Origin of the sequence: Paenibacillus sp. BIC5C1 (genome assembly GCF_032399705.1) — a bacterium.
Taxonomy (GTDB): domain Bacteria; phylum Bacillota; class Bacilli; order Paenibacillales; family Paenibacillaceae; genus Paenibacillus; species Paenibacillus taichungensis_A.
In genome coordinates this window covers 4354307-4377140 of the sequence record NZ_CP135922.1, presented here as the reverse complement: position 1 = coordinate 4377140, position 22834 = coordinate 4354307, and the positions used below count along the sequence as shown (strand labels likewise).

Here is a 22834-nt window from a genome sequence, read left to right as displayed (position 1 = left end):
GTGAGGTGTATACTTTGGACACTAGAAACTTTGTAAACTCGAATGAAATCTATCCCATACTCGATTTAATTCGTAGGGAGATGAAGAAGTCCGGTCTTTACACTGGCGGCGATGATTTAACTGTCATGAATGCACTGGTAGAACCGAATGTAATTAACGTGGAAGCCCGCAGAGAATTGGCAGGTTATTCTACTCTCGTAACTTCTGTAATATACACATACGATAACGGTGTAATCGAAGTTCTGACGCTTGAGAGGGATGCGAATTTAATCGTGGAAGGCTTCCTCATAGAGATTACATATCCTTCCTTGGTCAATGAGGAATTAGAAGAGGAAACGGATATCGCATCTTTTAGCACTGTTAGAGGGACTATTATTAGAGAGAACGGATTATTTAAAAATCTGGAACTCGAATATATTAAGGCGGTGTAGTGAATGTCTAGCGGAGCAAATTTTGCAAGTTATCTGGTTGGCGGTAGACTCGACCCTCCTTTTATGCCTACCAAAACGAACCCGTACATTGAAGGGATTATGATAGAGTCCCCAATGGCGGGCAAGGTCGAACACAAGCTGACCATTCAAGAGGATTGTGAGTTGCTTTCCGTTGCAGTCGGCGTATCCAACTACGAAGCAAGGGATTATTGGAACTTGTACGTAGGGGAACGGCTGGTGTGTAAGAACATTTACACGAAGGATTTACCGGAGGGTATGTACCTGACGGCGATTATTCCATGTAAGCAGGGAACACAACTTCACTTTGAGTTCTTCAATGAGGGCGGCAAGCCTAAGGTAGTATGGGCAAACTACCAAACGCTCAAATAGAAAGGAGGTGATGAAATGGCAGATACGTCATACCAGCCAACGCCTTGGCTCGACACGACCATAAATGAAGAGTTCCTGCTAGAAGGGCTTGCTGGTATCATGACAACCAACGGCTGGTCAAAGGTAGCTGAGTTTACTAAGGTAACCTACTCCAACAAGCTGACCAAGCCAACAATCAAGCGTTTCTACCTTCCGATGGCTAACCCTGAAATAGACTTGCCTAAGGTACTGAACGATGATTACTACATCTTCCTTGATGGAGAGATTGCTCCAACATCCTATTACACAGCGGTCAAGAACACTGACGAAACCACCACGATTACCTTTGAAGCAGGGGTATCCGGTCAGGTAGCGATTTACTACAGCACGGTCGGGTCAGCGGACACCTTCGACTTCTATGTGACCAAGCACATCGTCGTCAAAAATATATCGGGAAACCTGTTTGGCATGGCAATGCTGGCTCACATTAATGAGCAGATTGGACGGACGGACTGTAAAGTACCATTCGCAATCTATGACAAAAATGCCGATTACGGTACTCAGTTAACACCGCAGGACAGCGGCGTATTCTCTTGGGCGATTCAGAAGGCTAACGAAGATGCCCTCTTTGAGCGGCATACGCTTTACTTCTACCAGCTTGAGAAGTGGATTGGAAACGGGAAGATGTTGGTTGGGTGGGAGAACGTCAATGAACTGAAGCGGGTGGCTTTGGATGTTGAAGTGCAAACAAGCATGTGGGGGCTGGACGATAATACGAACGCTCTTCAGTCACGAATTACTGATTCCTTCCCTCAGATGTACCAGTCGCCAATAGTCACGTCCCGTACAAGAATCCCTCAGCTTGAGCACACAGAGAAGATTGCCTTCGTTGACGTGAAATTTACGAACTGGTGGGATGACAGTAAGGTGTTCGTCAAAGGATTCGTGGACGGTAAGTCGCTCATGCTGATTATCGTTGCGGACACTGCTCCCGTTTGGGATGACAACGCCGTACCTGCGATTCCTCTCTACATGGGAGACTTCGATGTTAACGGCTTGACAGAAGAGGTTATTAATCGGGATATCACGTTCGACTTCTACCGGAAGCAAACGAAAACGTCCACAATCATCTCAGGTAAACCGATGGTCAATGCAGGGTCGTATGTAAAGGTATGGCTAATGGGTGACACGGACGGCGACATGCCTGACGAAGCTGTCACGCTGACCATCGCAGGTCAAGAGATTGGAAAGTTCAATACCATTGGGGCGGTAGAGCCGACAAGTAACAGGAATGATGCTCAGTTGATGGGGCAGTTCGATATAACGGGGATCGAGGGCATGTCCTCTGTGACCATTGAAGCAGTGAGTGGAGATGGAGTGAGTGGCTACACCCCGGTATCCGGTCGGATGTTTCTTGAGGTTCATATTGAGACTAATCGGAATACTGAAGGCGCACCGTCTGCCTTATTCTCAGGGACGGCATACAACAAGGACGGGGCTACCGTAGAAGCCGCTCTCAAGCAGTCCGGTCAGTTCGATTATGACGATGTGAGCATCAAGCAAGAGGTTTTGCTTCCTGTTATGAAGGAGTATCCACACTTCCCAAGTAACGGGATTGACTCCATTATGGTCAAGCGAAATAAGTTCGGTGCAAGGTATCAGGCGCACTACCTGTCTTGGAATGTCCCATCTAATTCTATGCCACCGTTAAGGGGAAATGCTGACAACCATAAGCACCCAAGGGCTTGGAAAGATTACATGAACGAGCAATACAAGTACCAGTTTAGTCCGTCAAGGTATAGCGGGAAAGCCCATTCATCCCGTGCACTTCTGGTTCATCCTGAAGATGGTACGTTCGGAACACTGCGAAACGTTATTTTAACCTCTCCCTTAACTATAATGAATGGCGACGAGTTAAAGGCTGTGAGAGATTACTGTGACGACGAGAACAGGTATGAGGTCTACTCTTACTATTTGGTCGAAGGAATCTCACCACTGACAAAGAGACCTGCAACGCCATACAGACCTGCCGCTCTCGGCATCCTGAAGGCGGGGTACACTCTTCCTGAGATTCCTCCTGCACCGCCTGAGCCACCAGCTCTGATTCTGTCAATCGACCCTGGTTATTCAAGTATAGAAGAGGACACGTCAATCAAGTTCACATCGCTGTACAGCAAGCATTCCCCTATTACGAATTACAAGTGGGAAGTGACGAGTGACGTGAAAAAGGGCTTGTATACAGTCGATAATGCAACGTTTACGTTCAGCAATGTCGGCACGTATTCGGTCAATCTTACGGTGTGGAATGAAATAGGTCAGCAGGCAACGGCTACGGCAACCATAACGGTAACTGCCAAGTACGTGCCCCCACCCCCTCCACCACCCCCACCGGCTAATACATTGCAGTGCGGTAAGCTGAACGATTCTGGCGGCGGAGCTTATACGGAGAAACTGCATGAGATGGGCAATTCATCTGGGCGAGTCGTCATCACCTACAACATGTATGGGGTAGCTGACCGTATGGATGTTTACTATCAGAACCAGTTGCTTGCCAGCACCAACATGGAAGTATCTAACGGAGGTTCACTCCAATTCCAGTACAGCCCAGTTGGCGGCGTAACACAAATAAAGGTGGTCATGTCCTCCAGTTCGGGGTCAAGTTCGTCGTGGGAATACCTGGTAAACTGTCCTGTGTAACAGCAGGACTTGCCATATAAAGCTAATAAGTAAAGGGGTGCTATTTAAATGCCATTTATCGACACAACTCCTGCATCGTTTACCCCGAAAGTAACGGAACAGGATATTCAACCTCGGTTAGGAGACCTACTTGCTACTCAAGGATGGGATACGGTCGCTAATTTTAAGAAAGTGGTTTTTGATGCAGGTATTATGCGAAGCACGTACACCGGTCTTGATTCGGCCGACATTCCAATCTACGTGGCGGAGCACTTCATTTACAAGAACACTGCAGACAAGATGTTTGGCGTTGCTGTTCTTGGTACATGGAATCAGAACCTTGGTCAACTTCGGAAGCTAAACAAGTCACCTGATTCAAAAGCGCCGGCTCCTGCAACACTTGCGGTGTTCTCAGAATGGGCTACAAACGAGTTCCGTAAGTATCGTTCCCCTCAGACTCTGTACTTCTACATGGTCGAGAATTTGGCGGGACTTATGCCCAACTACTCTGACGTAACACTGCCTTGGATTAACTCGGGCGACCTTAAACGGGCGGCTCTGGATATCGAAGTAGAAGCGGCAGGTTGGGTAGGCACAGGCTCGACGGCTACCTTCACTGTATCTAAAGCTGAAGGGAATCGGATGCAGTCTCCAATCATGCAAGCTGGTCTTCGCACCAACCTTTTGGAAAAATACCACGACGACGATATCAACTATGCGATTCAAAATACGAACTGGTGGGCTGACTCAGAAATCTCTATTAAAGGTCACTTGAACGGAGATAGCCTGTTCTTCATCATCCAATGTGACAACGTACCTGCACCGGAAGGAAACCTTGTTCCAATCATTCCTCTCTACTTCGGTAAGCTGGATGCCATTGAAGAAGGTGATGATGCCTACGCAATGTTCGCAGGTAGTGTACCTATCGTGACACAGACAGGTTCAGCGGGGTTGACTGCTATCGCTGAGTACGACTTCGATGATACGACGAAGAGACAACCGAACATCATGCCGCTAATGAAAACCTACCCTAAGAATCCTGCGAACGGTTTGGACAACGTTATGGTCAGCCGTGGTAAACTCGGTGCTCGATATCAGGCGTACTACCTGTCTTGGAACGCACCAGCCAATGCCATCCCTCCAATGCGTACCTCGCAGGATGGCAAGCGAGACTATCCGCGGGCTTGGAACAACGCTGAGAATCCTCTTTACAAGTATTCCTTTAACCCTTCCCGATACAGCGGTAAGGTTCACACTTCCAAGCTGTACGTGGTTCATCCAGAAGAAGGGGTGCGGGGAGCACTGAAAGACACCATCGCATTATCGGCGCTGTCCTTTAATGCAAACAAACTGCGTGTGAAGAAGGATCACTGCCCAGATGAATTCGATGTATTCCGTTACTTCTTGGTTGAGGGTGTGTCCCCACTGACAAGTAAGCCGGGAACTCAGTACCGTCCAGCGGGTATTGGATTGTACTTAAATACTGTAGATGATGAAGGCGTGGAGGTCACTCCGACACCTGCACCGACACAGCCTACAACCCCATAACAATATAGCCCTGGCATTAATTCCTATTAAATAAGTATATTTAGTCAGGATAACCGGCAGGGTAATTCCAAACGAGAGGTGATTTATCGTGAGTTGGTTTGATGGAGATTCAACGATTCAGTTATTCCCTAAAGACCTTGAAGCACTGTTTAACTCCAAGGGATGGGATACATTCATAAAGTACCGCTCCGTATCTCAAGACGGTCAGAAGTTCGCAGATGTCCGCTTGTTCCGGTCTCTCGGCTCGGACAACCAAATGCGGAACTTCGGCATGGTTTACGGATACGGCAAGAAAAGCAATCCAACCTTGGGCGAGCAAGAGTTTATTTCTCAGAACTCCGTACTTGGTGCGTTGATTGTAAACGAGACATTAAACACGAAGTTCCACTTCCAAGTGTTCCCTGTACTCAAAGATTCTGTCATCGTCTATAAGAACGGTAACGCTGTTGCTTCGACAGACTACGTTCTCGATGAAACGAACGGTATCATCACATTCACGTCCGCACCGTTGCCGACTGATGCAATTACAGCAAACTACTCCCCATCTCCAATCGCACCTCAGCCAGTGAAGCGCATGTACTTCTTCACATTCGATGATGTGCGGGGCGAAAGAATCGTACAAGGCGTTAGTGGTTCTGTAGTAATTGGTGACCCTGAATCCATTTTACCGGATGGTGATGGAACTCGTAAGTTGTTCCAAATCCCAACGGTGGCGACGATTAAAGCGGACACTATAAGGGTTTATGTGAATCAGGTAGAACAGGATTCAACGTTATACACAGTTGACTACACTAATAATAGTGTAACGTTCGTTGGCAAAGCACCGGACGCAGGGGCAGAATTACACGCATCCTACATCAGAATTCTGAACGCCACAGGAAACCAAACGCTGAATTACGGTGATATCTCAGTCAAGAACTTTGACCCCGATAAACCGAATGATCTAATGAATGCTGTTTACTCATCCATTTATTACATCTATCCATCCCTGCCAACGGCTCTGTCCTTCACTCCGTTGCAGAACTTTGATAGAGGATGGCAACGTGATAGTACGATGTACTATTGGGGGAATGTGACCAAAGACCGAATCGTAATGTTTTTCCGTCCAGATCCTACTCCGGGCGCTGAGAATACTTACTTCGCTCCGTTGTACATTGGGCGGCTAACGACTCTTGGTAAGTCCCCTCGCAAAAACAACGTCATTATCTCCGGTTGTCGGGAAGCAGACGAAGTTGTATGGAAGAAAGACATGAAGTTGGGTGCGATTTACGTCGACTACGGTAACAACACATCCAACGGAAACCGCGGGGTACAGCTTCAGCAGTCCATCGGTGGTACATACTACCAACAGCATTACCTCGCATTCATAACGCACGATAAAAACGTTGATGCGGGTGAGTCCCGATTTAATCCATCGGTTTATAGTGGTAAATACCACATCTCCCCGATGTACATTGTTCACCCGAATGATGGTTTTGTAGGTAAGCTCGACGAATGTTACGCCGTACACCCTAAGAACATTTCCCAACTCGATGAACTTGAGGTAGTGGAGACATCCGACCATGAGGAAGTAGGCAAGGGTACAGGTTTTAACAAAGTATTCCATATGGCGCACTCACCTTCACTGAAGGATGACGGAACTCCGTTTAAGTTGGAAGTTCAGGTGGATTGCGTAGACCAAGTGCTCGGCACAGACTACACGGTTGATATCGAGACGAAGACAATTAACTTTCTTGAAGGAAAAGCACCTGCGGCTGAATCGGAAGTCCTCGCTACTTACGAGTACAAGCAACTTTACCGCTACACGTTGGCAGACACACCTGTCAGCCCGTTCACACTGGCTAACATGTCGCCGTTTGCTCCAATCGGTCTCGGCATCCTGAAAGAAACGTTGAAGAAGAACTCGTAATAATAGCAAGGGAGGTTGGCGGTGAATGATGAACGGTAAGAAATCTTACCTGATCAGCTTCACCGCCCTTTTTTCTAAAAAGGGCTATGAACTGACAATTGGGTTTGAGCAGATTATCAATGCTAACAATCAATATCACCTGACCGCTCCCGTTAACAGTACCTATCGAACACTGATTGAAGATACCATGAAGAGCGCAAATAAAGTACCTCACTCGGCTACTGGATTATTCGGGCGTCTAGGGAGTGCTGAGTACGTCACTCAGTATGACGGCTTTGAGGTGGAGACTGTAGTCGCATCTATCGTATCGTACTTGTCGGGCATACATAAGTATTTTAACGGCGAAACAGTCACGGACGCAATTGGAGAGCAACAGAGCGTACGCAGGCTAGAGCAGGTACTTGATGCTGAAGGTGCGGCGGTGAGCGAAGGCAGTCGAACAGACCATCTGGCACTTCTTGACGAATTATCCTCCGGTGATCTTTATGACGTGAAGGTCTCCATTGAGGAAGGGAACAGAGTATCCATTTCACTATCTAACAAGCAGAGTGTTATCCATGCCTTGGAGTCCTATACTTCAGGGATATCAGCGGACGCTCAAATGTCAGGCTTCGACACGGCTGAGAATGGGGTTCGCCTTAATGCGGAAAAAGGTCGGGCGGTTTTGTCGAACATTGTCAGAAACATCTTGGACGGGGAGATTGCTTTACTAAGCACTGCTAGCCATGACCCTAACATCACGATGCAAGGAGAAATTGCCCATTTCGAGTCCGCAGACTTTGGGATGTACAGGGCAGACGGAAAATCCTATCCGGTTGAGTATGCAATCATTGTGAGTGAAGGTAAGGAGCTCGGTTACGAACTTGCTGAGATGAGTACCAAGGATTCTTCCCTTAAAGGGTATGAATTGGCCGAGACAAGGCAAGAGGGATCTCTTGAAAATATAGAAGAAGCACGGCGACTGGAAGTCACGGAGGACGCATTTCTGTCACAGACAGAGAACGCAGTATCCGACATGGCTTTTGATGCACAAGACGTAGCGTATATTCATGCAGAGAAGCAGAATGAAGCAGACCTGACATTAACTACGCTGGCAGACACTTACGGCGGTGGGGATGCAGAGGTAAACGAGCGCACTGTAACAGAGACTCTTTACCATGACCCAACGATGCTGAGTGAATTTATCATGGTAGACACGCACAAGGATACGCACCTTGAGACTTTTACCCAAGTGTACACCTATCAGAATGTTGACGTGCAGGAGTTCGTGCAGACAGATACGGTCATGCAAGCCAGCCAGCAGGATACGATGACAGGCGACCTCATTCAACCCGTCTATGACGGGGGTATTGATGGGGTGCTCACTCAAGGTGAGACCGTACACGATTCTACTTTACATGAGAGCATTGCCTACGAGACGTTGGTTCATGCGCCTGCACTCCTTGACGTGTATACCGAATCGACAACCCGTGAGGATGTTTACACCATTGAGTCGTACAGTCAAGCTACCAAGCATGTCAAGGATGCTAGAATCGAATCCACGCAGACCGTGGACAAAAGGGCAACAGCAGACCTTCAGGAGTTCCTTACGTATGAAACAAGGAAGGATGGGCAGCTTGAGACCATTGAAGTAACTGACAGCCAGTCAGGTTCGTTTCTGACAATTGACCGGATAAGCAATGTTGACACTCTGCAGGAAGGAGGGGTCATCCCTGCAATGGAAAGTGGCAAGGTAGAGATGGACTACAATGTAAGAACAGATGGATTAGAGCAATCGCGCTACTTCGACAAGGGCGGTATAATCTCCTTCTTTACAGGGGCAGAGAGCATTTCAAACGGCGCTGAGAATCGTCTTGAGTCGGCAGAGTACACTTCGGACGCTTGGGGAAATGAGAGTCTTACAGACGCTTCTAGCGACTCTGAAGCGAAAGGTAAAATAGAGTTCTCTTCACAGGCAGTAGTCAACCAGGAGTACGCCGCTGACGTAGGGAAATCATCAGATGCCGAATACTTTATAAGTAGCAGTAGTGATATCCAGATTGTGACCAACGCTGAGATTTATGTGGGAAGCGACCCGCTGGTAGATAGATTCATGGGCGCAGATAATGTCAGCGACCGGACTGACGCAGAGCTAGAAGAGATGACGGATGCAGAAGTCACGGAGCGTATGCAAGCTGAAGTCCAATCCTTGGTTACGTTCGAGCAGATACAAGGCGTGATTGCGGAGTCTCCTGAAATCCTTAAGGCTGTGCGGCTCATGGAGATTATGTATGGCTCGAAAGCTGTCGATTTAATCGAAGCTGGCATGGAGAACATCATCCAAGACAGCATCACTCAAGGCTTTACTCAAGCCGGCTTCCCTGCCATCACACAAGCTGTGATTGAAAGAATGAAACAGGCGGGCGCAGGTGTGACAGTCGTCGCCACCAATCAGGATGAAGTAAAGGCAGAGCATAACAAAGGGGCAGAACTTGCTGTAGAAAATCCTTCTACTGGACGGTACATCAACGAACCGAAAGGAACGATGCCGCAGGAAATGTCAGGAGCATCTTTATTCGACTTCCACCGGACAGCAGACGTGTCTGAGATTGGTCGGGCTATCTCTGAAGCGAACAAGCACATCGGCATTATGCAGACGATTGAATCGGCAGAGCAGACCACATTCGGAGAAGGGCTGAGACCGAACACGTTGACTGCCGCAGAGTCCGACATTACCAAAAACGTTGTAGTACATTTCCCTGAGACAGCAGTATCCGACCCAGCCGCTGAAGGCGTGGTCGCAGGGATTGAGACAGGTTCGGCGGGCATGGAGTATGACGGGGTGATGGAAAGACCGGAAACGGCTGACCATATGACCAGTGCTAAAGGTGTCATGCAGGAGACGGTGACAGCAGAGCAGTCAGATGCCAAGCAGGTCGGCTATGAGCACAAACCGGAGACCGCAGTCAATGAATCAGGCAGAGACGGAGTATGGTTCGGCATTGAGTTAGCTGAACAGCGGGCGGACAAAGAAGGCGTGAAACATGAAATCGAAGGCGCTCGAATTAGTGACGGAAACTCTCCATCTATCCTCCATGAAATTGAAGGTGCTTGGCAGAGCGATGCGGCAAGAGAGTCCGTTTTACACGAACTGGAATCAGTAACCTACGGTGACAGAGAGTACGAGATGGAAGAGACCAAACTGGAAGGGGCAACGCAGAACAAGTCTGCAGATGCAGTGCTGTCTGAGATTGAAGGGGCAACATCCTTTACTTCAGAGGAAGCTGGCGTTCTCGGGTTAGAATCCGCAGATTACCCTGACGGTTCTACAGAGGGCGTTATTCATGAGGTTGAGTCGGCTTATCTTGATGATAGCAGGAAAGTCGGAACTATCTCGGAAATGGAGACAGCAACATCGACAACCAATGCGGAAGCCATCGTCCATAAATCTGAGCAAGCTACGAGCGGCAAGGAGATGAACGCAGTAATTCAGGAAGAAGAACTCGCTGACTATAGTTCGTATCAAAACGAATCGGTCATTGAGGAACTGGATTCTGCCACAAGGAAGAGGAAACAGATTGTGACCGAAATCCATGATGACACTGAATCTGTGAATTACCGTGAACCTATCGAGACGCACATCGCTGAACCGGAAGAAGCCGCTAGACCAACCAAGGCAGTAGAGGTCGGTATTGAGAAGTCAGAAGAAGCCGACAGACCTAAGCGTGTCTTTGAAGTCGATATTGAAAAAGCGGAAGGCGCGACACGACCTAAACGTGAAATTGAGACGACGATTGAGAGACCGGAGGGCGGCATCCTGAAGACTCCTGAAGAACCAAAGAAACCCCGCATCTGGCTCATTCTTGGTAAGATAACTTCTTGGAGTATCTGGAACTGGAAGAAAACAAGGTAGGTGATAATAATTGGGAATCTATAAAAAGTCGAGTGGCTTAATCTTCGATGATAGGTTCGATAGCGGGAGCATCCATTCCCGCTATACCCTTTCACCTAGTGATGCTATTTCAATCGACAATACTTTGGGTCAGGTCATTATGCCGCACACAGACAACGACACTTCTATCATGTTTGACGTTCCTGAAGAGCAGACCGTTTTAATGGAAGTGACAGCAGACTATGTGCCGACGGAACTTCTCGATGAAGGCGGTATTATCATATGGCAGGATGGGTACCACCGCCTGGAGTTTCTTGAGAGTAAGGACACAACCACAAGAGAGTACAGCAAATGGCGGGCTTTGAAGAAAGGAAATAAGTGGACGTTCTATGCAGATCGCGGAAGTGGGTGGGAGATATTCGACACCGCTCCTATGGTAGCTGAGAAGATGGGAGTCATCCTGAAGAACCGTGAGCAGGATAACTTCGATACGATCAATCTTGATAGAGTCGTAGTCTGCAAGAGTGACAAGATTACAGTAGGTAATCTACCAACGGGGTACTCCGTTTACCTTTGTGACCCTGATGGTAATTCGGTGGCTTCGGCTGTAGTCGAACCAAACTGGACGGGGTGCGAGATTGAACTACCCGCTGTCCCGTACAACGGCCTTATTAGAGTCTATGATACCCAAGGGACGCTCCTGTCAAGCCTTGGTGTTTTCGATATCTACGGTGGCGACATTTACCTGTTCGGTACAGAACTGAAGGTCGTCTGGAATGGTAGAGAACTTAATAAGGAGACCGACACATATCTCGGCACGATGTATGACAATCAGATTCTAGTCCAGATGGTGCTACAGAATCCTTCCAAAGAGAAGCCTGCAAACACGATATCGTTAGGCATCTTGAGGTACTTGGAGATGTTTGGGTATGAGTGGGTTGACATTTGTCACGATGATGGGGCGGATACGCCGACAGGAGAGTTCTCGAAGTTATTGGATATGGGTAACTTGCCACCGCTAGGAGAGCGCAAGTTCTGGATGAAAGTAGAGAGAATGGAAGACCGATTCCAGATTAAACCCCTGCACTTCATTCTGGACATTAACCACACGTAAGGAGGTGAGCGTGGATGGCAGGAACTAAGATGACCCTTCGCCGCTACGGTGGCGGGGAGTTTCAGTATTGGGACGAGCAGGAAATCATTGTGGACGAGCAGTACCTTACGTTAGAGCGTGGACTATTCCTTTACCTTGACCATGAATACCGGATGGGCACAAAGCAGTTGGATGTTTACTTTAACGGAGCACACTTGCTGGAAGGCGGCGGCTACGAAGAGATTGACTCGACAACTATCCGTCTGGACTTGGGCCATTATGAAGGAGACACGCCGTATGCTGGACACACTGTACAGCTACAGGTTGGCGATGAAATCCTTATCAGGACATGGAAATCGGAGTACCGCCAAGGGAACGGGAACATTGATGGGCTCAGGTTCTTGGCTCTGGAGGAAGAGGTACGTAAGGCTAGGCAATACAAGGATGGAGATGCTCCCCACAATAGCCTTGACGAGCGTCTCGATTCTATTGAGCGGCGGGCTGAATCAAAGACAATGGTGTTCGTCCTGAGTCGGGTATTTGATGGTATAGCCAAGCTAGTCATGAGATTCCCGTATGAGGGAGATATCACTGAGGTTTATGCTTCTACATCACATGAAGGGATAGCAGACACCGCATTCCAGATTGAAAAGTGTTCTCAGGAAAGCTACGACAGCGCAACCCCTGTGTGGGAGACAATCTTCCATAGCAACCTTGTTGTTGATGGGGATGAGCGTTCTAGTAGAACGTCAAAAAGACCTTACGCTGTATCCGTTCCTCGAATCAACAAGGATGACCATTTCCGCATTAATGTTATCGAACGGGGCGAAGGCGTTGAAGGTGTCACTATAGAACTAGTGATTCGGCTGAGGTAGTAGCTCAGTCTACCATCTATCAGGTAAAATATTAGATTTCTTGCTTATAATGTATCTGCGGTAAAGGAAGACACCGCAAAATAATAATAAGATAGGTGACAAATATGGCAGGAACTAGAGGTATTGCTAGATTCCGTGGCGAGCAGTTAAACAACAAGTTGATGCGTAACAACCACTTCGACGTTGCTAACAAAATCAATGAGAAGTACTTAGATATTGATTTCCACGCTCACCGTGAATCCCTTGAAGATACCAAAATCGACGTATTCGTTCAAAAGAATGCAGTTGCAGTAGGTGCGGGTCTCAACTCCATCACAATCACGTCTGACATTCTGAACACTGTCGTAGCAGTAGATTCCAACACCGAAGGAACGGTGATCGGTAAGGAACTCCAAATACGTAAGAATGGGACGCAAGACTTCCCGTTCATTGATGAAGACGGCGATCGAGTTTACGCTAAAGTTCGTGAGGATGCAGGAGATTTCTACCTCGACTTCTTCAGTGAGGTCGCAGGAGCAGAAACCCCTTACACGTTCGTAGATGCTGTAACAATTGACTACAAGTACATCACTCGTACTAACTTGTCTGTAATCCCTGTTGACGCTATTGTTAGCGGTGGGGCTGGTCTTGTAGCCGATGCTGTTGACGCTAAAGCCTACATGAACCTTAACCAGTTGATGAAGGATATTTACGGCGGCTCTGGAACACTGGACAATGATGGTAATGCTAATCTTGCGACTAACATCGTACAACAAATTGCCAACGAGATTCAAGCACGTACTGAGGCTGATATAGCTATCCGTAACGACTTGGCATCCACAGCGGCGACTAAAGGCGCAAGCCTTGTCGGCGTAGTCGTTGACCCTAACTACGATGGCGCTAATGTACAGGCTGTCCTAGCTGACCTTGCACAGCGTGTGGTTGACGTTGAATCACTAACTGCTGGTATTGCTGACCGTGACGCTGACTCGGCTAATGGTTACTTTAAAGCAGGAGACTTCGGCACTGCTGAGGGGCGTATTGTTAACCTTGAGACTGTCGCTGATGCTGAGTTTAAGGCTCAGAACGACCGCTTGGTGAAACTTGAAACTGAAGAAGAAGAAGAAGTGTTTGAAGCGGCTGGCGGCGAAACGGAGTACGTGTTCCTTAACGGCTTGGCTAAACCTAAGACTGTCCTTCTGTCCATCAACGGTCAAGTACAGACACCTGCTATCAATTTCGAGTACCTTGTGGACAGAAACGGAGCAATCCGTGGTGTGAACTTCACACCTGAAACTCTCAAGGTTACTGATGGAATCCCTGATGTTCTGTACGTCAAGTACAAGAAAATTCTCTAGTAGTTAGACCCCTTAATCGGGGGTCTTTTTATTTGCACCATTACTCTACTATAAAAAGACCAATATAGAAGTAATACTTTACACGACAATTGTTAAGGTTTCACCTGCCCAACTTATATTGTTTATAGCTTGATAAGAACAATTCTAGAACTAAGCAATTAAGGGAGGAAATACAATGCCAGCACCAATAGTTTCTTGGTATACATCCGATAACTCTTCGCAAGTAACTCAGTGGGATATCGGTACAGTTGACGCAGGTTCGTTGTCCACTACCTTTACGGTACTGATTTGGAATAACCGTGGCGGTTCAACAGCAGTTTCCGACATGCAGAACTGCACACTTACAACTAAGGATAGTTCGGGCGGTAACACAGGTGAACTCGTAACAAATACCTGGATTGAGGTCAAAGTTGACTCTCTGTCTGAAACGGCGTTTACGGCTGTCGGCGGCACAGTTACAAAAGATATTCGTGCAACCAAGTCGGATACTGCCGCAAAGACGATCAAAGGGGCGGCTAACGACGGCAATGTCAATACAACTAACACAACTGCAAACTTCTCGAAGATCACTCTTCGTGCAAACGTACCACCAACGGCTACAGCAGGTTTGGTAACATTCCTGACACGTGTGTCCTACCAGTACGTGTAAGAAATTGACTTCAATACAATGAAGGAGGAAACTGTATCATGCTTTCGATTTTCAATGAGCACAACGGGGTCTCTCCTGTAGGACAAGACTTCATATGGGTGGGTGAGTACGATGACGGTACTTACCTATCTGAATTTAACTTTGACACAAAAGAAGAAAACAGCTTCTACGATATTCAACGGGACAGGCTGGTTCGATTTGGTGTCATGGGTCACGGTAGCAAGTTTTTCTTCGAGAGTGACGGTGTATTCAACCTTGACGGCATCGGTATAGAAGTTATTTACAAGGACGGAGACAAGGAGTATAACCTTACGGGTCACTCAGGAAAGTTTAATGATGTCATCACCTACAAAGATGCTGAATCAACTGTAAACTTTGCAAGTGGTCGGGGCGGCACAATCACTGAAACCACTATAACTCAATATAACTTCGGGTATAAGGCCGTTATTGAAATTGACGGAATAACATTCCAGTTCAAGGCTACTTGTAAAATCCCATTCGGTGAACCATTACACATTAACTTCTGGCTAGTCGCAGACCAAAAGATGGACGGTGTGTTCCTGATCAAGAAGAATAATCGCATTGCTACAGAACTCAAAGCACCACTCAGAAAAGGCGTGGGCGGCGAAGTCAATTTCGGACTGTCTTCCTAAGACAGTCTTTTTCTATATAAGGAGGAAACGTTCATGCCATATCAAATTGGTGACTTAGTTTTTACAGGTCAGGCGACTTCCCAAACACTTGCGGGGAACATTGCTGACGTTATGGTTGGAGATAAACACATATACGTTGCATACCAAAACTTGAACACCGTATATGTTTACAATAAAAACTCTGACGGCACTCTCGGTTCATATGTCAGAAGTCGCAATTGGGTCAGCAATGACAGTTATATTACGTACATCTGTGCCAGTGGAAATTCTGTCCCTTACGGATACGCCGTGTTCACCGAGAATGGTCAGGACTACATTGTTGGGTGGTCGAGTAGCCACAGCCTTTTGTTTATGTGGACTATTAGACAGAGTGACCAAGCAGTTGTAGGCCGTGTTCAGTACAACGCCCCCGCATCTATGGCCGGTTATGGTCGTGGTGGTTGGGATGGCGGGCAGTACGTATGGTTCTGGAACAGGAACGATTATGGTCTTTATAAGTGGGACTTAAACAACAAGACAGAGGCTATGGTAAGAACATGCACCATAGCAGGTAGCGGTTACTCGTTAGACTCAAGCTATACTGGTAGCGGTCTGTACGTTGCGGGAGACAAGGCTTATTGGGGTTCAGGCTCAAACGAAACCGATGGTCTCCTTGGTTGCTTTGATGTGAATACAGGGGCACTCGTAGGAAGCAAGATGACACACTCCAACCTACCCTCGTTCGGAGTAACAGCAATCAACGGAGCTGCGGGATGTATTCAGCCTAACCCTACACAACCTAGCATAGCTTACTACTTTACCTTCGGGACTACACTCAAGACACTATTCCTCACGACTCTTGACGTGGCTAATACAACCATCCCTACTACGGCTCACGCGAACGACCTTACCATAATGTTCGATATTACTAGTGACTCAAGGGGAAGTACCACTTCTGCGACGTTCCGTGCCTTAATAAACGGGACTGAGTTAAATACCTTTGCACCTTTACTACCACTTCCAGTGACTAATAATAGTGTGACAGTTCCAATCTCACTCATGAACATTGGGGCGAACACATTAACCTTAGAGTTGAAGGATAACTACGGCGGCATAAACAGAAAGGTATTTACTATCACCGTAACCAATGACCAGCCTAGTATATTGACTTCCGTATCCAGTGCCACTACCCACAAAGAGAACGTTGTTTTTGAAGCCATAGTGACGGATGAACCGACAGACTTAATGACTTACAGGATTCTCTTGAACGACGTTCCTCTGGACGATTGGACAGTATCGGGGTACAACTCCCCGCTTATTGTCAGACGTTCGTTCAGGTCTGACCAATTAAACATGGGGGCTAACGAAGTCAAGATTGAAGTGAAAGATAACTTTAAGACCAACACTACCGTAGTGTCCGGTCAAAGCACCATCACAAAACTTAACAAGAAACCAGTGGTCGATGTAGTCATGAAAGGTAACACGCTATACATGGACTTTAATGACCCTGACGGAGACCAAGTAAGATTCAGAGTGTTACTGAATGGGAAGCAGGTACTTCCAGAATCAGGGTACTCCATTCCCTTCCCTTCTCCAACGTCAACTATGTACACATTACCCAAGAAAGAAGTAATCACTAACCAATCCAACACGGTTGTTGTGGAGGTGGTCGATTCGGCGGGCGATACAGACATGTGGGCAAGTACTGGAGCACTAGGGTACAGCGGATTAATGTTTAAGGACGCGGAAAGCAACTTCTACACGACCGACTTCGGTACTCTTCTTAAGTACCTAAACGTTGGAGTCCTTTACGCAAGAGAGCAGTCAGGAATCTATGAAATTACTGTAGAGAACACCTTGGGATATCCTGTGAAGAACATTAAGCTGACACCGATTCAAGGAGACCTTGATCCTGTATCAGAGAAAGTTGAAATAAGCCGAAGTAATGCACCGTTTTCTCCTGAGAGTGAGCTTCTTTACCCTGACTCATACGACACAGGAGACACACTGAAGTTTTACGTTCGATTGACTATGAACGATGATGCGGTTGGCGGCGGCAACTTCAAGATTAAAGTAACAGGCAATGCCCTGTAGGAAGAGAGGTCAATATAGTGGCTAATCTAAAAGGTCAGCGTGTCCAGATTGATGCGACAGGGGTTAACCTGGCGGCAGGTGCGCAAAACACAGTTGAATTTTGGATGTACTGGCGTGGAGTAGAAGGCGTTATGCCGTTTGGTTGGAGTAACTATGACCTCTATTTTTCTAGTGGCGGTTTTGGATTTAACACAAACAACAGCGATGTATTGGGAATCCCCAGCGCTTCCCTGGCCAACAGATGGGTACACGTGGCGGGAGTATTCTACAATGGAGTACCCAACCCAACGAACGTGGAACTATACATCGACGGAGTGAAGCAAGTCATATCCAACCGAAACGCATCCAACGCTAACCGTTCAGTCACTAATGTTGCTTGGATTGGTGGCTTTGGGGCTAGTGGTGGTTACTTGTTTAATGGCTATATACGCAATTTTCGTATTTGGAACAGAAAGTTATCTGCGGCAGAAGTCTCGTTAGCAATGACCACGCCAGAAGGACTGCCCGCAGGTAATGGACTTATCGGGCAATGGTACACAGATTCTATTGAGAATGTTGCCCCTCAGTACGACTACGCATTTGCCAGTGGATACAGTGGGTGGAATCCTACCGCCTTAATGACTGGAAGTACCTCTTACCCGTTTGACGATAACGGAGACCTGTACGCAGGGTTCATGTTCCAGTGGGACACGCCAATTAGGTTTACTCAACTGAAGTTCAGGTCTCACGTAAACTTCCCTATGTATAATACCTCCATATATATAGATAACCTCAAGGTAGCGGACAACATAACTATTACAGGGACTTACACTACGTTAAATGGTAATTGGTACGGAAAGAGTGTAACCCTTGTCAGGAAAGGGGCCAGTAAAGACCAAACGATTCAGCAAGTGGAGTTCTACGGAGACGTTCTAAGCAGGGGGGTTGACAGCTCTATTAAAAGAGTGGGGAGTATTCCTGCTTGGTATACGTACAATATGCAATTGGTTCAGATTGACAATACGCTGGACGTGATTGGGGATACGGGGCACGGCGGTAATGATGTCTGGCACATGACTAGGGCTACCAATATTGGCGGCTCTGTTCAGAGTGTAAGGTCTTACCAAGTAACGGGATGGCAACAAACCACATCTCACCCTGACTGCTTTGATTACAATCCCTTTAATGGACACCTCTACGCCGTCCATAATGAAGACCCGTTCACGATGCACAAGTACCTAATCAATAAGAGCGGCATGTCTTGGAGTGTTTCCCTTGTTAAGTCGTATACCATCGCTAATAAGGTAGCTAGTGGCGATACGTTAAATAGTTGGGCGGGCGTAAAGTTTGCCTTCAATAAGCAGAAAAATGACGGGTACGCATACGTATTAGCTAACTACCAATCTGCGGGGAGTATCGCCAAGCTGTATAGGATTAAACTCGATACAAACAATGTTGTACCTGAGTTCGTTACAGATATTCCTTGGTATTACCCAAACAACCTTTGTAGCTTTGCGGTGACAGATGACTATGTGTTTCTTCCTACTTCAACAGGGACACACGTAGGAGCGTTTGGAGTTAAAGATGGGCATTTAGCTAATGCCTACCCGATTGCAAATAACGTTAACAGCTACTTCAACGCTTCAAGTTATAACTATGACGGGGAAACCTTTGTAACGGCTAACGGCTACCAGTACGCTCTGACCCAACTGGAAATTGGAAACAGGAAGCCAACTCTCAACAACATGAAGGTAACTCCTGCTACAGTGGCTAGGCAGGACTACGCCCTTACAGGTAGTATATCCCATATCGACAATAAGCCAATGTCTTATAAAGTCTTCGTGAACGGGGTGGAGAAGGTATCCGTAACTACACTGCCTTCTCCAATCGCAGTAAATCATCTACTAATGAACAAAGATTTAGAAATTGGAATCAACACCGTGACCGTGGAAGCACTTGATTCTAGCGGGAGCATTTCTGTATTTGTATTAAACATCGCCAAGGTAAACACGGATACTAGTCTGAACCTGACAGCTTCGACTCTGACCTGCCATAAGGAAAATGTGACCATAGAGGTTGCTGTGTTTGACGCAGAGAGGGATATGACAAAGTTTCAGATTTTGATAAACGGGGCGGCTGAATATCCAGAGTCAGGTCTCACTGAAAACCTCAAGACTCCTTACACATACGTTCACACCATCAGGAACAGCAGACTCTCCATTGGTGACAACTTAGTAACGGTCAATGTCGTGGACGAGTTCGGCTCTACTGTAACAAAATCCTTTACGATCAAGAAGTTCAATGCAGAAGCCAAAGCTGAAGAAGCAGCGGTCAGGGGGCAGATGTTATATGCCAATATTACTGACGGTGACGGAGATGCTGTAAGGTACAAGATTCTAGTGAACGGGAATCAAGTATACCCTCCTACACTTGGGACGATGACTCAATACCTCCCAACACCAATTAATGTGCAGTATAGACTGCCAAAAGAATCAATTATTTTTGGTAACGTGCATGAGGTGAAAATTGTCATGGAAGACGACATGGGGGTCACGTCTAGTTGGGTGACTAATCCTCTGATTGAATATGCGGGTTTGATGTTCGTCTCTGAGAATAACCAATTCTACTCTACCGATATCGGAGAGGTTCTTCGTTATCTTGAAGTCGGTACTGTCGTGGCGGGTAACGCCTCAGGTACTTTCAAGGTATTCCTAAAAAATACGGTAGGGTACAAGGTCAAGAATATTATACTGACCACGGCACAGAAGGACTTAGACCCCGTAGACGAAAAAGTGCAGTTGAGCCTGACAGACAAACCGTTCACACCAACGCACATGCTGGAATTAGGTTCTCTTGAGCACGGTGAACAAGCTACGTTTTACGTAAGAATAAGCACTTCAAGAAAAGCCATTGGCGGCGGCTTCTTTGATGTCAGAGTCGTAGGAGACCCCGCTTAATAGGCGGTCATTGGGAGGTTAAATAATGAGTACACAGTCGGCTTTCCATTCATCGTATATCAAGAACAACGGTGATGTTTATACCTTCGGGTATAACAGCCACGGTCAGCTAGGATTCACTAGTTCTTCCGTCTACCCTACGCAGACGAGATTAATTTCACTGTCCAACGTGAAGATGGTCGCTGAAGGGTACTACCATACAGCAGTACTTCTAATGAACGGTGACTTGTACACGTTCGGATACGGGTACTACGGGCAGTTAGGGGATGCCAGAGGTTGGAGGAACAATAATTCTAACTATACGCCTGTAAGGGTCATGTCAGATGTTAAAGAAGTCGCTTGCGGCTATCTGCACACCGTTGCCCTAAAGAACAACGGTGATGTATACACGTTCGGGTACAATTCTCACGGGGAGTTAGGCAATGGTGGGACTTCAGACACATACACCCCTCAGAAGGTCGCAACTGGTATTCGGAAGATAGGGACAGGGTATACCCACTCGTTCATCATAGACCAACAAAACAAGCTATACGCAACAGGGTACAATGGGTACGGTGGTTTGGGGATTAATAACTCAAGCAGTAAGCTTTCGTTCACATTTGTAATGGATGACGTTCGACAGGCAGATGGCGGCATATACCACTCGCTATTCCTGAAAACTGACGGTTCTGTGTGGGGTACGGGGTATAACTACTACGGGCAGACAGGCAGAAGTCTAGGAAATGGTACAAACAACTTCTATGGAGTACCACACAAGATTATGGATAACTGCCGCTCTGTCGTATGCGGCGGCTACTTCTCAGGTGTGATAACAAACGATTCAAAGCTCTACACATTCGGAAACGATGACTATGCACAGTTAGGGATGGGGTATGTATCTGGAAGTATAAACTACACTCCAAGGCTTGCCACAACCAATGTTAGGCAAGTAGCTATGGGTTACTACTATACTCTTGTACTGGACAACGAAGGTAAAGTAAGGGGCGTAGGGTACAACTATTACGGTATGTTGGGAACTGCTACGAACAACAACAGTAGCACAGGTGTAGTGGCTTGGCAGAATGTGGCTAGTGACGTTCGTAGGCTTATGGGCGGCGGTGAGGTTTCATTCACTTTCTCAGACTCAAGTATCACACCGTCATTTCATAAGGAAGACTGCCAACTTGTTACTACCATCGGACATGTGGACAATGACCTAGTGTCGTATCGGGTTTTGGTTAATGGTACGCAGAGATTTCCTTCATCTGGATGGACTTCTTCGCAGTTGACGGACTTCATTCTTACTAAGGATTTATCACATACGTACTTTAATCTCGGAAGTAACAGTGTGATGTTAGAGGTACAGGACTCACAAGGGCTTACGGACTCCATCGCTTGGTCTACAACGAAGACTAATGTTGCCCCTGTAGCTTCTCCTGAATTATCTGCGGCTCAGATTCATAAAGATAATGTCATGATTGGCGGTACAGTATCCGATCCTGAAGGGGATAGAGTACAGTACCGTGTGTTACTGAACAATGTACAGAAGTATCCGATTGCAGGATTCACAGAACTAACCCCTCCACCTGTTGACATTGGGCTAGTCATCAACAACGCAGACTTCAACGTGGGGGCGAACACCCTCAAGATTGAGGTGCAGGACGACTTAGGCTCCCTAACCACGTGGACGCAGATAATCATCAAGACAAACACCGCACCTACAATCACAGGTACAGTTCTTGGTAACTTTATCAACGCTCAGGTCACAGATCCGGACTCAGATAAAGTGCAGTATCGAATCCTTCTGAACGGATCACAGCTTTACCCTGAGAATGGATACACGGGCTACAATCCTGTACCATTGGCAATCCAGTACGTCATCCCGAAAACGAAAGTAAATAAGGGCAAGAACAACACTGTCCGCATTGAAACGTTGGATGAATTGGGCGGCTCGAAGTCGATAGATATTATCTTCACGGGTGTGTATTCAGGACTGTTGTTCTGCGATGCGGCAGAGTCGTTCTATTCAGATGACTTCGGGGATGTGCTAAAGTACCTAGACTTCGGCACAATGGTAGCAGGGCAGACGACGGCGGCAGAGAGGGTGTATGTCAAGAACACTCTTGGGTATCCCGTAGAGAATGTCAGGCTTTGGGTTGACCAAAGGGAACTTGATGGAGTCAACGCTAAGGCTGAAGTAAGTAAGCTAGACGCTCCCTTTGAGCCACGTCCTCAGCTTGTCTATGTAGAGCAGTTAGAGCATAATGCAAAGATTAGTTTCTATGTTCGTATAGCTACTAATCGGCAAGCAATGTGGGGCGGGATGTTCAATATCCTAGTCAAAGCTGACCCAGGAAAAAGCTAGAAAAAGCCCTTACTATCATATAATGGTGGTAAGGGTTTTTCTGTGTCTCAATACAATGGGCAGGTAACTT

General features: G+C 47.0%; 14 protein-coding genes. All 14 read left to right on the top strand.

The features are described from left to right. Nucleotides 1-14: 14 nt before the first annotated feature. The 14 genes from RS891_RS19390 to RS891_RS19325 all read left to right on the top strand — a co-directional run bounded on the left by RS891_RS19390 (nucleotide 15) and on the right by RS891_RS19325 (nucleotide 22764). The gene (locus tag RS891_RS19390) at nucleotides 15-431 is read left to right on the top strand and encodes a hypothetical protein (protein WP_315792929.1); all 417 of its coding nucleotides are present in this window, start codon (nucleotides 15-17) and stop codon (nucleotides 429-431) included. A 3-nt stretch (nucleotides 432-434) separates the two neighbouring features. Then, on the top strand, nucleotides 435-821 hold the full coding sequence (locus RS891_RS19385) for a hypothetical protein (protein ID WP_024630450.1): 387 nt from the start codon (nucleotides 435-437) through the stop codon (nucleotides 819-821). 15 nt (nucleotides 822-836) lie between these two features. After that, nucleotides 837-3497, top strand: a complete 2661-nt coding sequence (locus RS891_RS19380; RefSeq protein ID WP_315792928.1) for a PKD domain-containing protein — start codon at nucleotides 837-839, stop codon at nucleotides 3495-3497. Nucleotides 3498-3545: 48 nt separating this feature from the next. Then, nucleotides 3546-5024: a hypothetical protein gene (locus RS891_RS19375; protein ID WP_315792927.1), complete on the top strand. Its 1479-nt coding sequence runs from the start codon at nucleotides 3546-3548 to the stop codon at nucleotides 5022-5024. Nucleotides 5025-5112: 88 nt separating this feature from the next. Then, nucleotides 5113-6933, top strand: coding sequence for a hypothetical protein (locus RS891_RS19370; protein ID WP_315792926.1), 1821 nt, complete (start codon nucleotides 5113-5115; stop codon nucleotides 6931-6933). A gap of 25 nt (nucleotides 6934-6958) precedes the next feature. Continuing rightward, nucleotides 6959-10825 carry a hypothetical protein gene (locus tag RS891_RS19365; protein WP_315792925.1) on the top strand — a complete coding sequence of 1289 codons (3867 nt, stop codon included), beginning with the start codon at nucleotides 6959-6961 and terminating at the stop codon, nucleotides 10823-10825. 10 nt (nucleotides 10826-10835) lie between these two features. Further along, complete coding sequence (locus RS891_RS19360) at nucleotides 10836-11918, top strand: cell adhesion protein (protein WP_315792924.1); 1083 nt, start codon at nucleotides 10836-10838, stop codon at nucleotides 11916-11918. Between the two features lie 14 nt (nucleotides 11919-11932). Then, on the top strand, nucleotides 11933-12772 hold the full coding sequence (locus RS891_RS19355; protein WP_315792923.1) for a hypothetical protein: 840 nt from the start codon (nucleotides 11933-11935) through the stop codon (nucleotides 12770-12772). A 104-nt stretch (nucleotides 12773-12876) separates the two neighbouring features. Beyond that, nucleotides 12877-14109, top strand: a complete 1233-nt coding sequence (locus RS891_RS19350) for a hypothetical protein (protein WP_315792922.1) — start codon at nucleotides 12877-12879, stop codon at nucleotides 14107-14109. A gap of 175 nt (nucleotides 14110-14284) precedes the next feature. Further along, nucleotides 14285-14758, top strand: a complete 474-nt coding sequence (locus tag RS891_RS19345; protein WP_315792921.1) for a hypothetical protein — start codon at nucleotides 14285-14287, stop codon at nucleotides 14756-14758. A gap of 38 nt (nucleotides 14759-14796) precedes the next feature. After that, nucleotides 14797-15411 carry a hypothetical protein gene (locus tag RS891_RS19340; protein ID WP_315792920.1) on the top strand — a complete coding sequence of 205 codons (615 nt, stop codon included), beginning with the start codon at nucleotides 14797-14799 and terminating at the stop codon, nucleotides 15409-15411. A 33-nt stretch (nucleotides 15412-15444) separates the two neighbouring features. Further along, nucleotides 15445-17484, top strand: coding sequence for a hypothetical protein (locus tag RS891_RS19335; protein ID WP_315792919.1), 2040 nt, complete (start codon nucleotides 15445-15447; stop codon nucleotides 17482-17484). A gap of 17 nt (nucleotides 17485-17501) precedes the next feature. Further along, nucleotides 17502-20420, top strand: a complete 2919-nt coding sequence (locus RS891_RS19330) for a LamG domain-containing protein (protein WP_315792918.1) — start codon at nucleotides 17502-17504, stop codon at nucleotides 20418-20420. Nucleotides 20421-20445: 25 nt separating this feature from the next. Next, nucleotides 20446-22764, top strand: coding sequence for an RCC1 domain-containing protein (locus RS891_RS19325; RefSeq protein WP_315792917.1), 2319 nt, complete (start codon nucleotides 20446-20448; stop codon nucleotides 22762-22764). The last annotated feature ends 70 nt before the right edge of the window (nucleotides 22765-22834 follow it).

Bases quoted from the DNA above. Each gene is read 5' to 3' on its own strand.
- RS891_RS19340 (WP_315792920.1), top strand. From the start codon at position 14,797: ATGCTTTCGATTTTCAATGAGCACAACGGGGTCTCTCCTGTAGGACAA.
- RS891_RS19380 (WP_315792928.1), top strand. From the start codon at position 837: ATGGCAGATACGTCATACCAGCCAACGCCTTGGCTCGACACGACCATA.
- RS891_RS19345 (WP_315792921.1), top strand. From the start codon at position 14,285: ATGCCAGCACCAATAGTTTCTTGGTATACATCCGATAACTCTTCGCAA.
- RS891_RS19355 (WP_315792923.1), top strand. From the start codon at position 11,933: ATGGCAGGAACTAAGATGACCCTTCGCCGCTACGGTGGCGGGGAGTTT.
- RS891_RS19335 (WP_315792919.1), top strand. From the start codon at position 15,445: ATGCCATATCAAATTGGTGACTTAGTTTTTACAGGTCAGGCGACTTCC.
- RS891_RS19375 (WP_315792927.1), top strand. From the start codon at position 3,546: ATGCCATTTATCGACACAACTCCTGCATCGTTTACCCCGAAAGTAACG.
- RS891_RS19365 (WP_315792925.1), top strand. From the start codon at position 6,959: ATGATGAACGGTAAGAAATCTTACCTGATCAGCTTCACCGCCCTTTTT.
- RS891_RS19325 (WP_315792917.1), top strand. From the start codon at position 20,446: ATGAGTACACAGTCGGCTTTCCATTCATCGTATATCAAGAACAACGGT.
- RS891_RS19350 (WP_315792922.1), top strand. From the start codon at position 12,877: ATGGCAGGAACTAGAGGTATTGCTAGATTCCGTGGCGAGCAGTTAAAC.
- RS891_RS19385 (WP_024630450.1), top strand. From the start codon at position 435: ATGTCTAGCGGAGCAAATTTTGCAAGTTATCTGGTTGGCGGTAGACTC.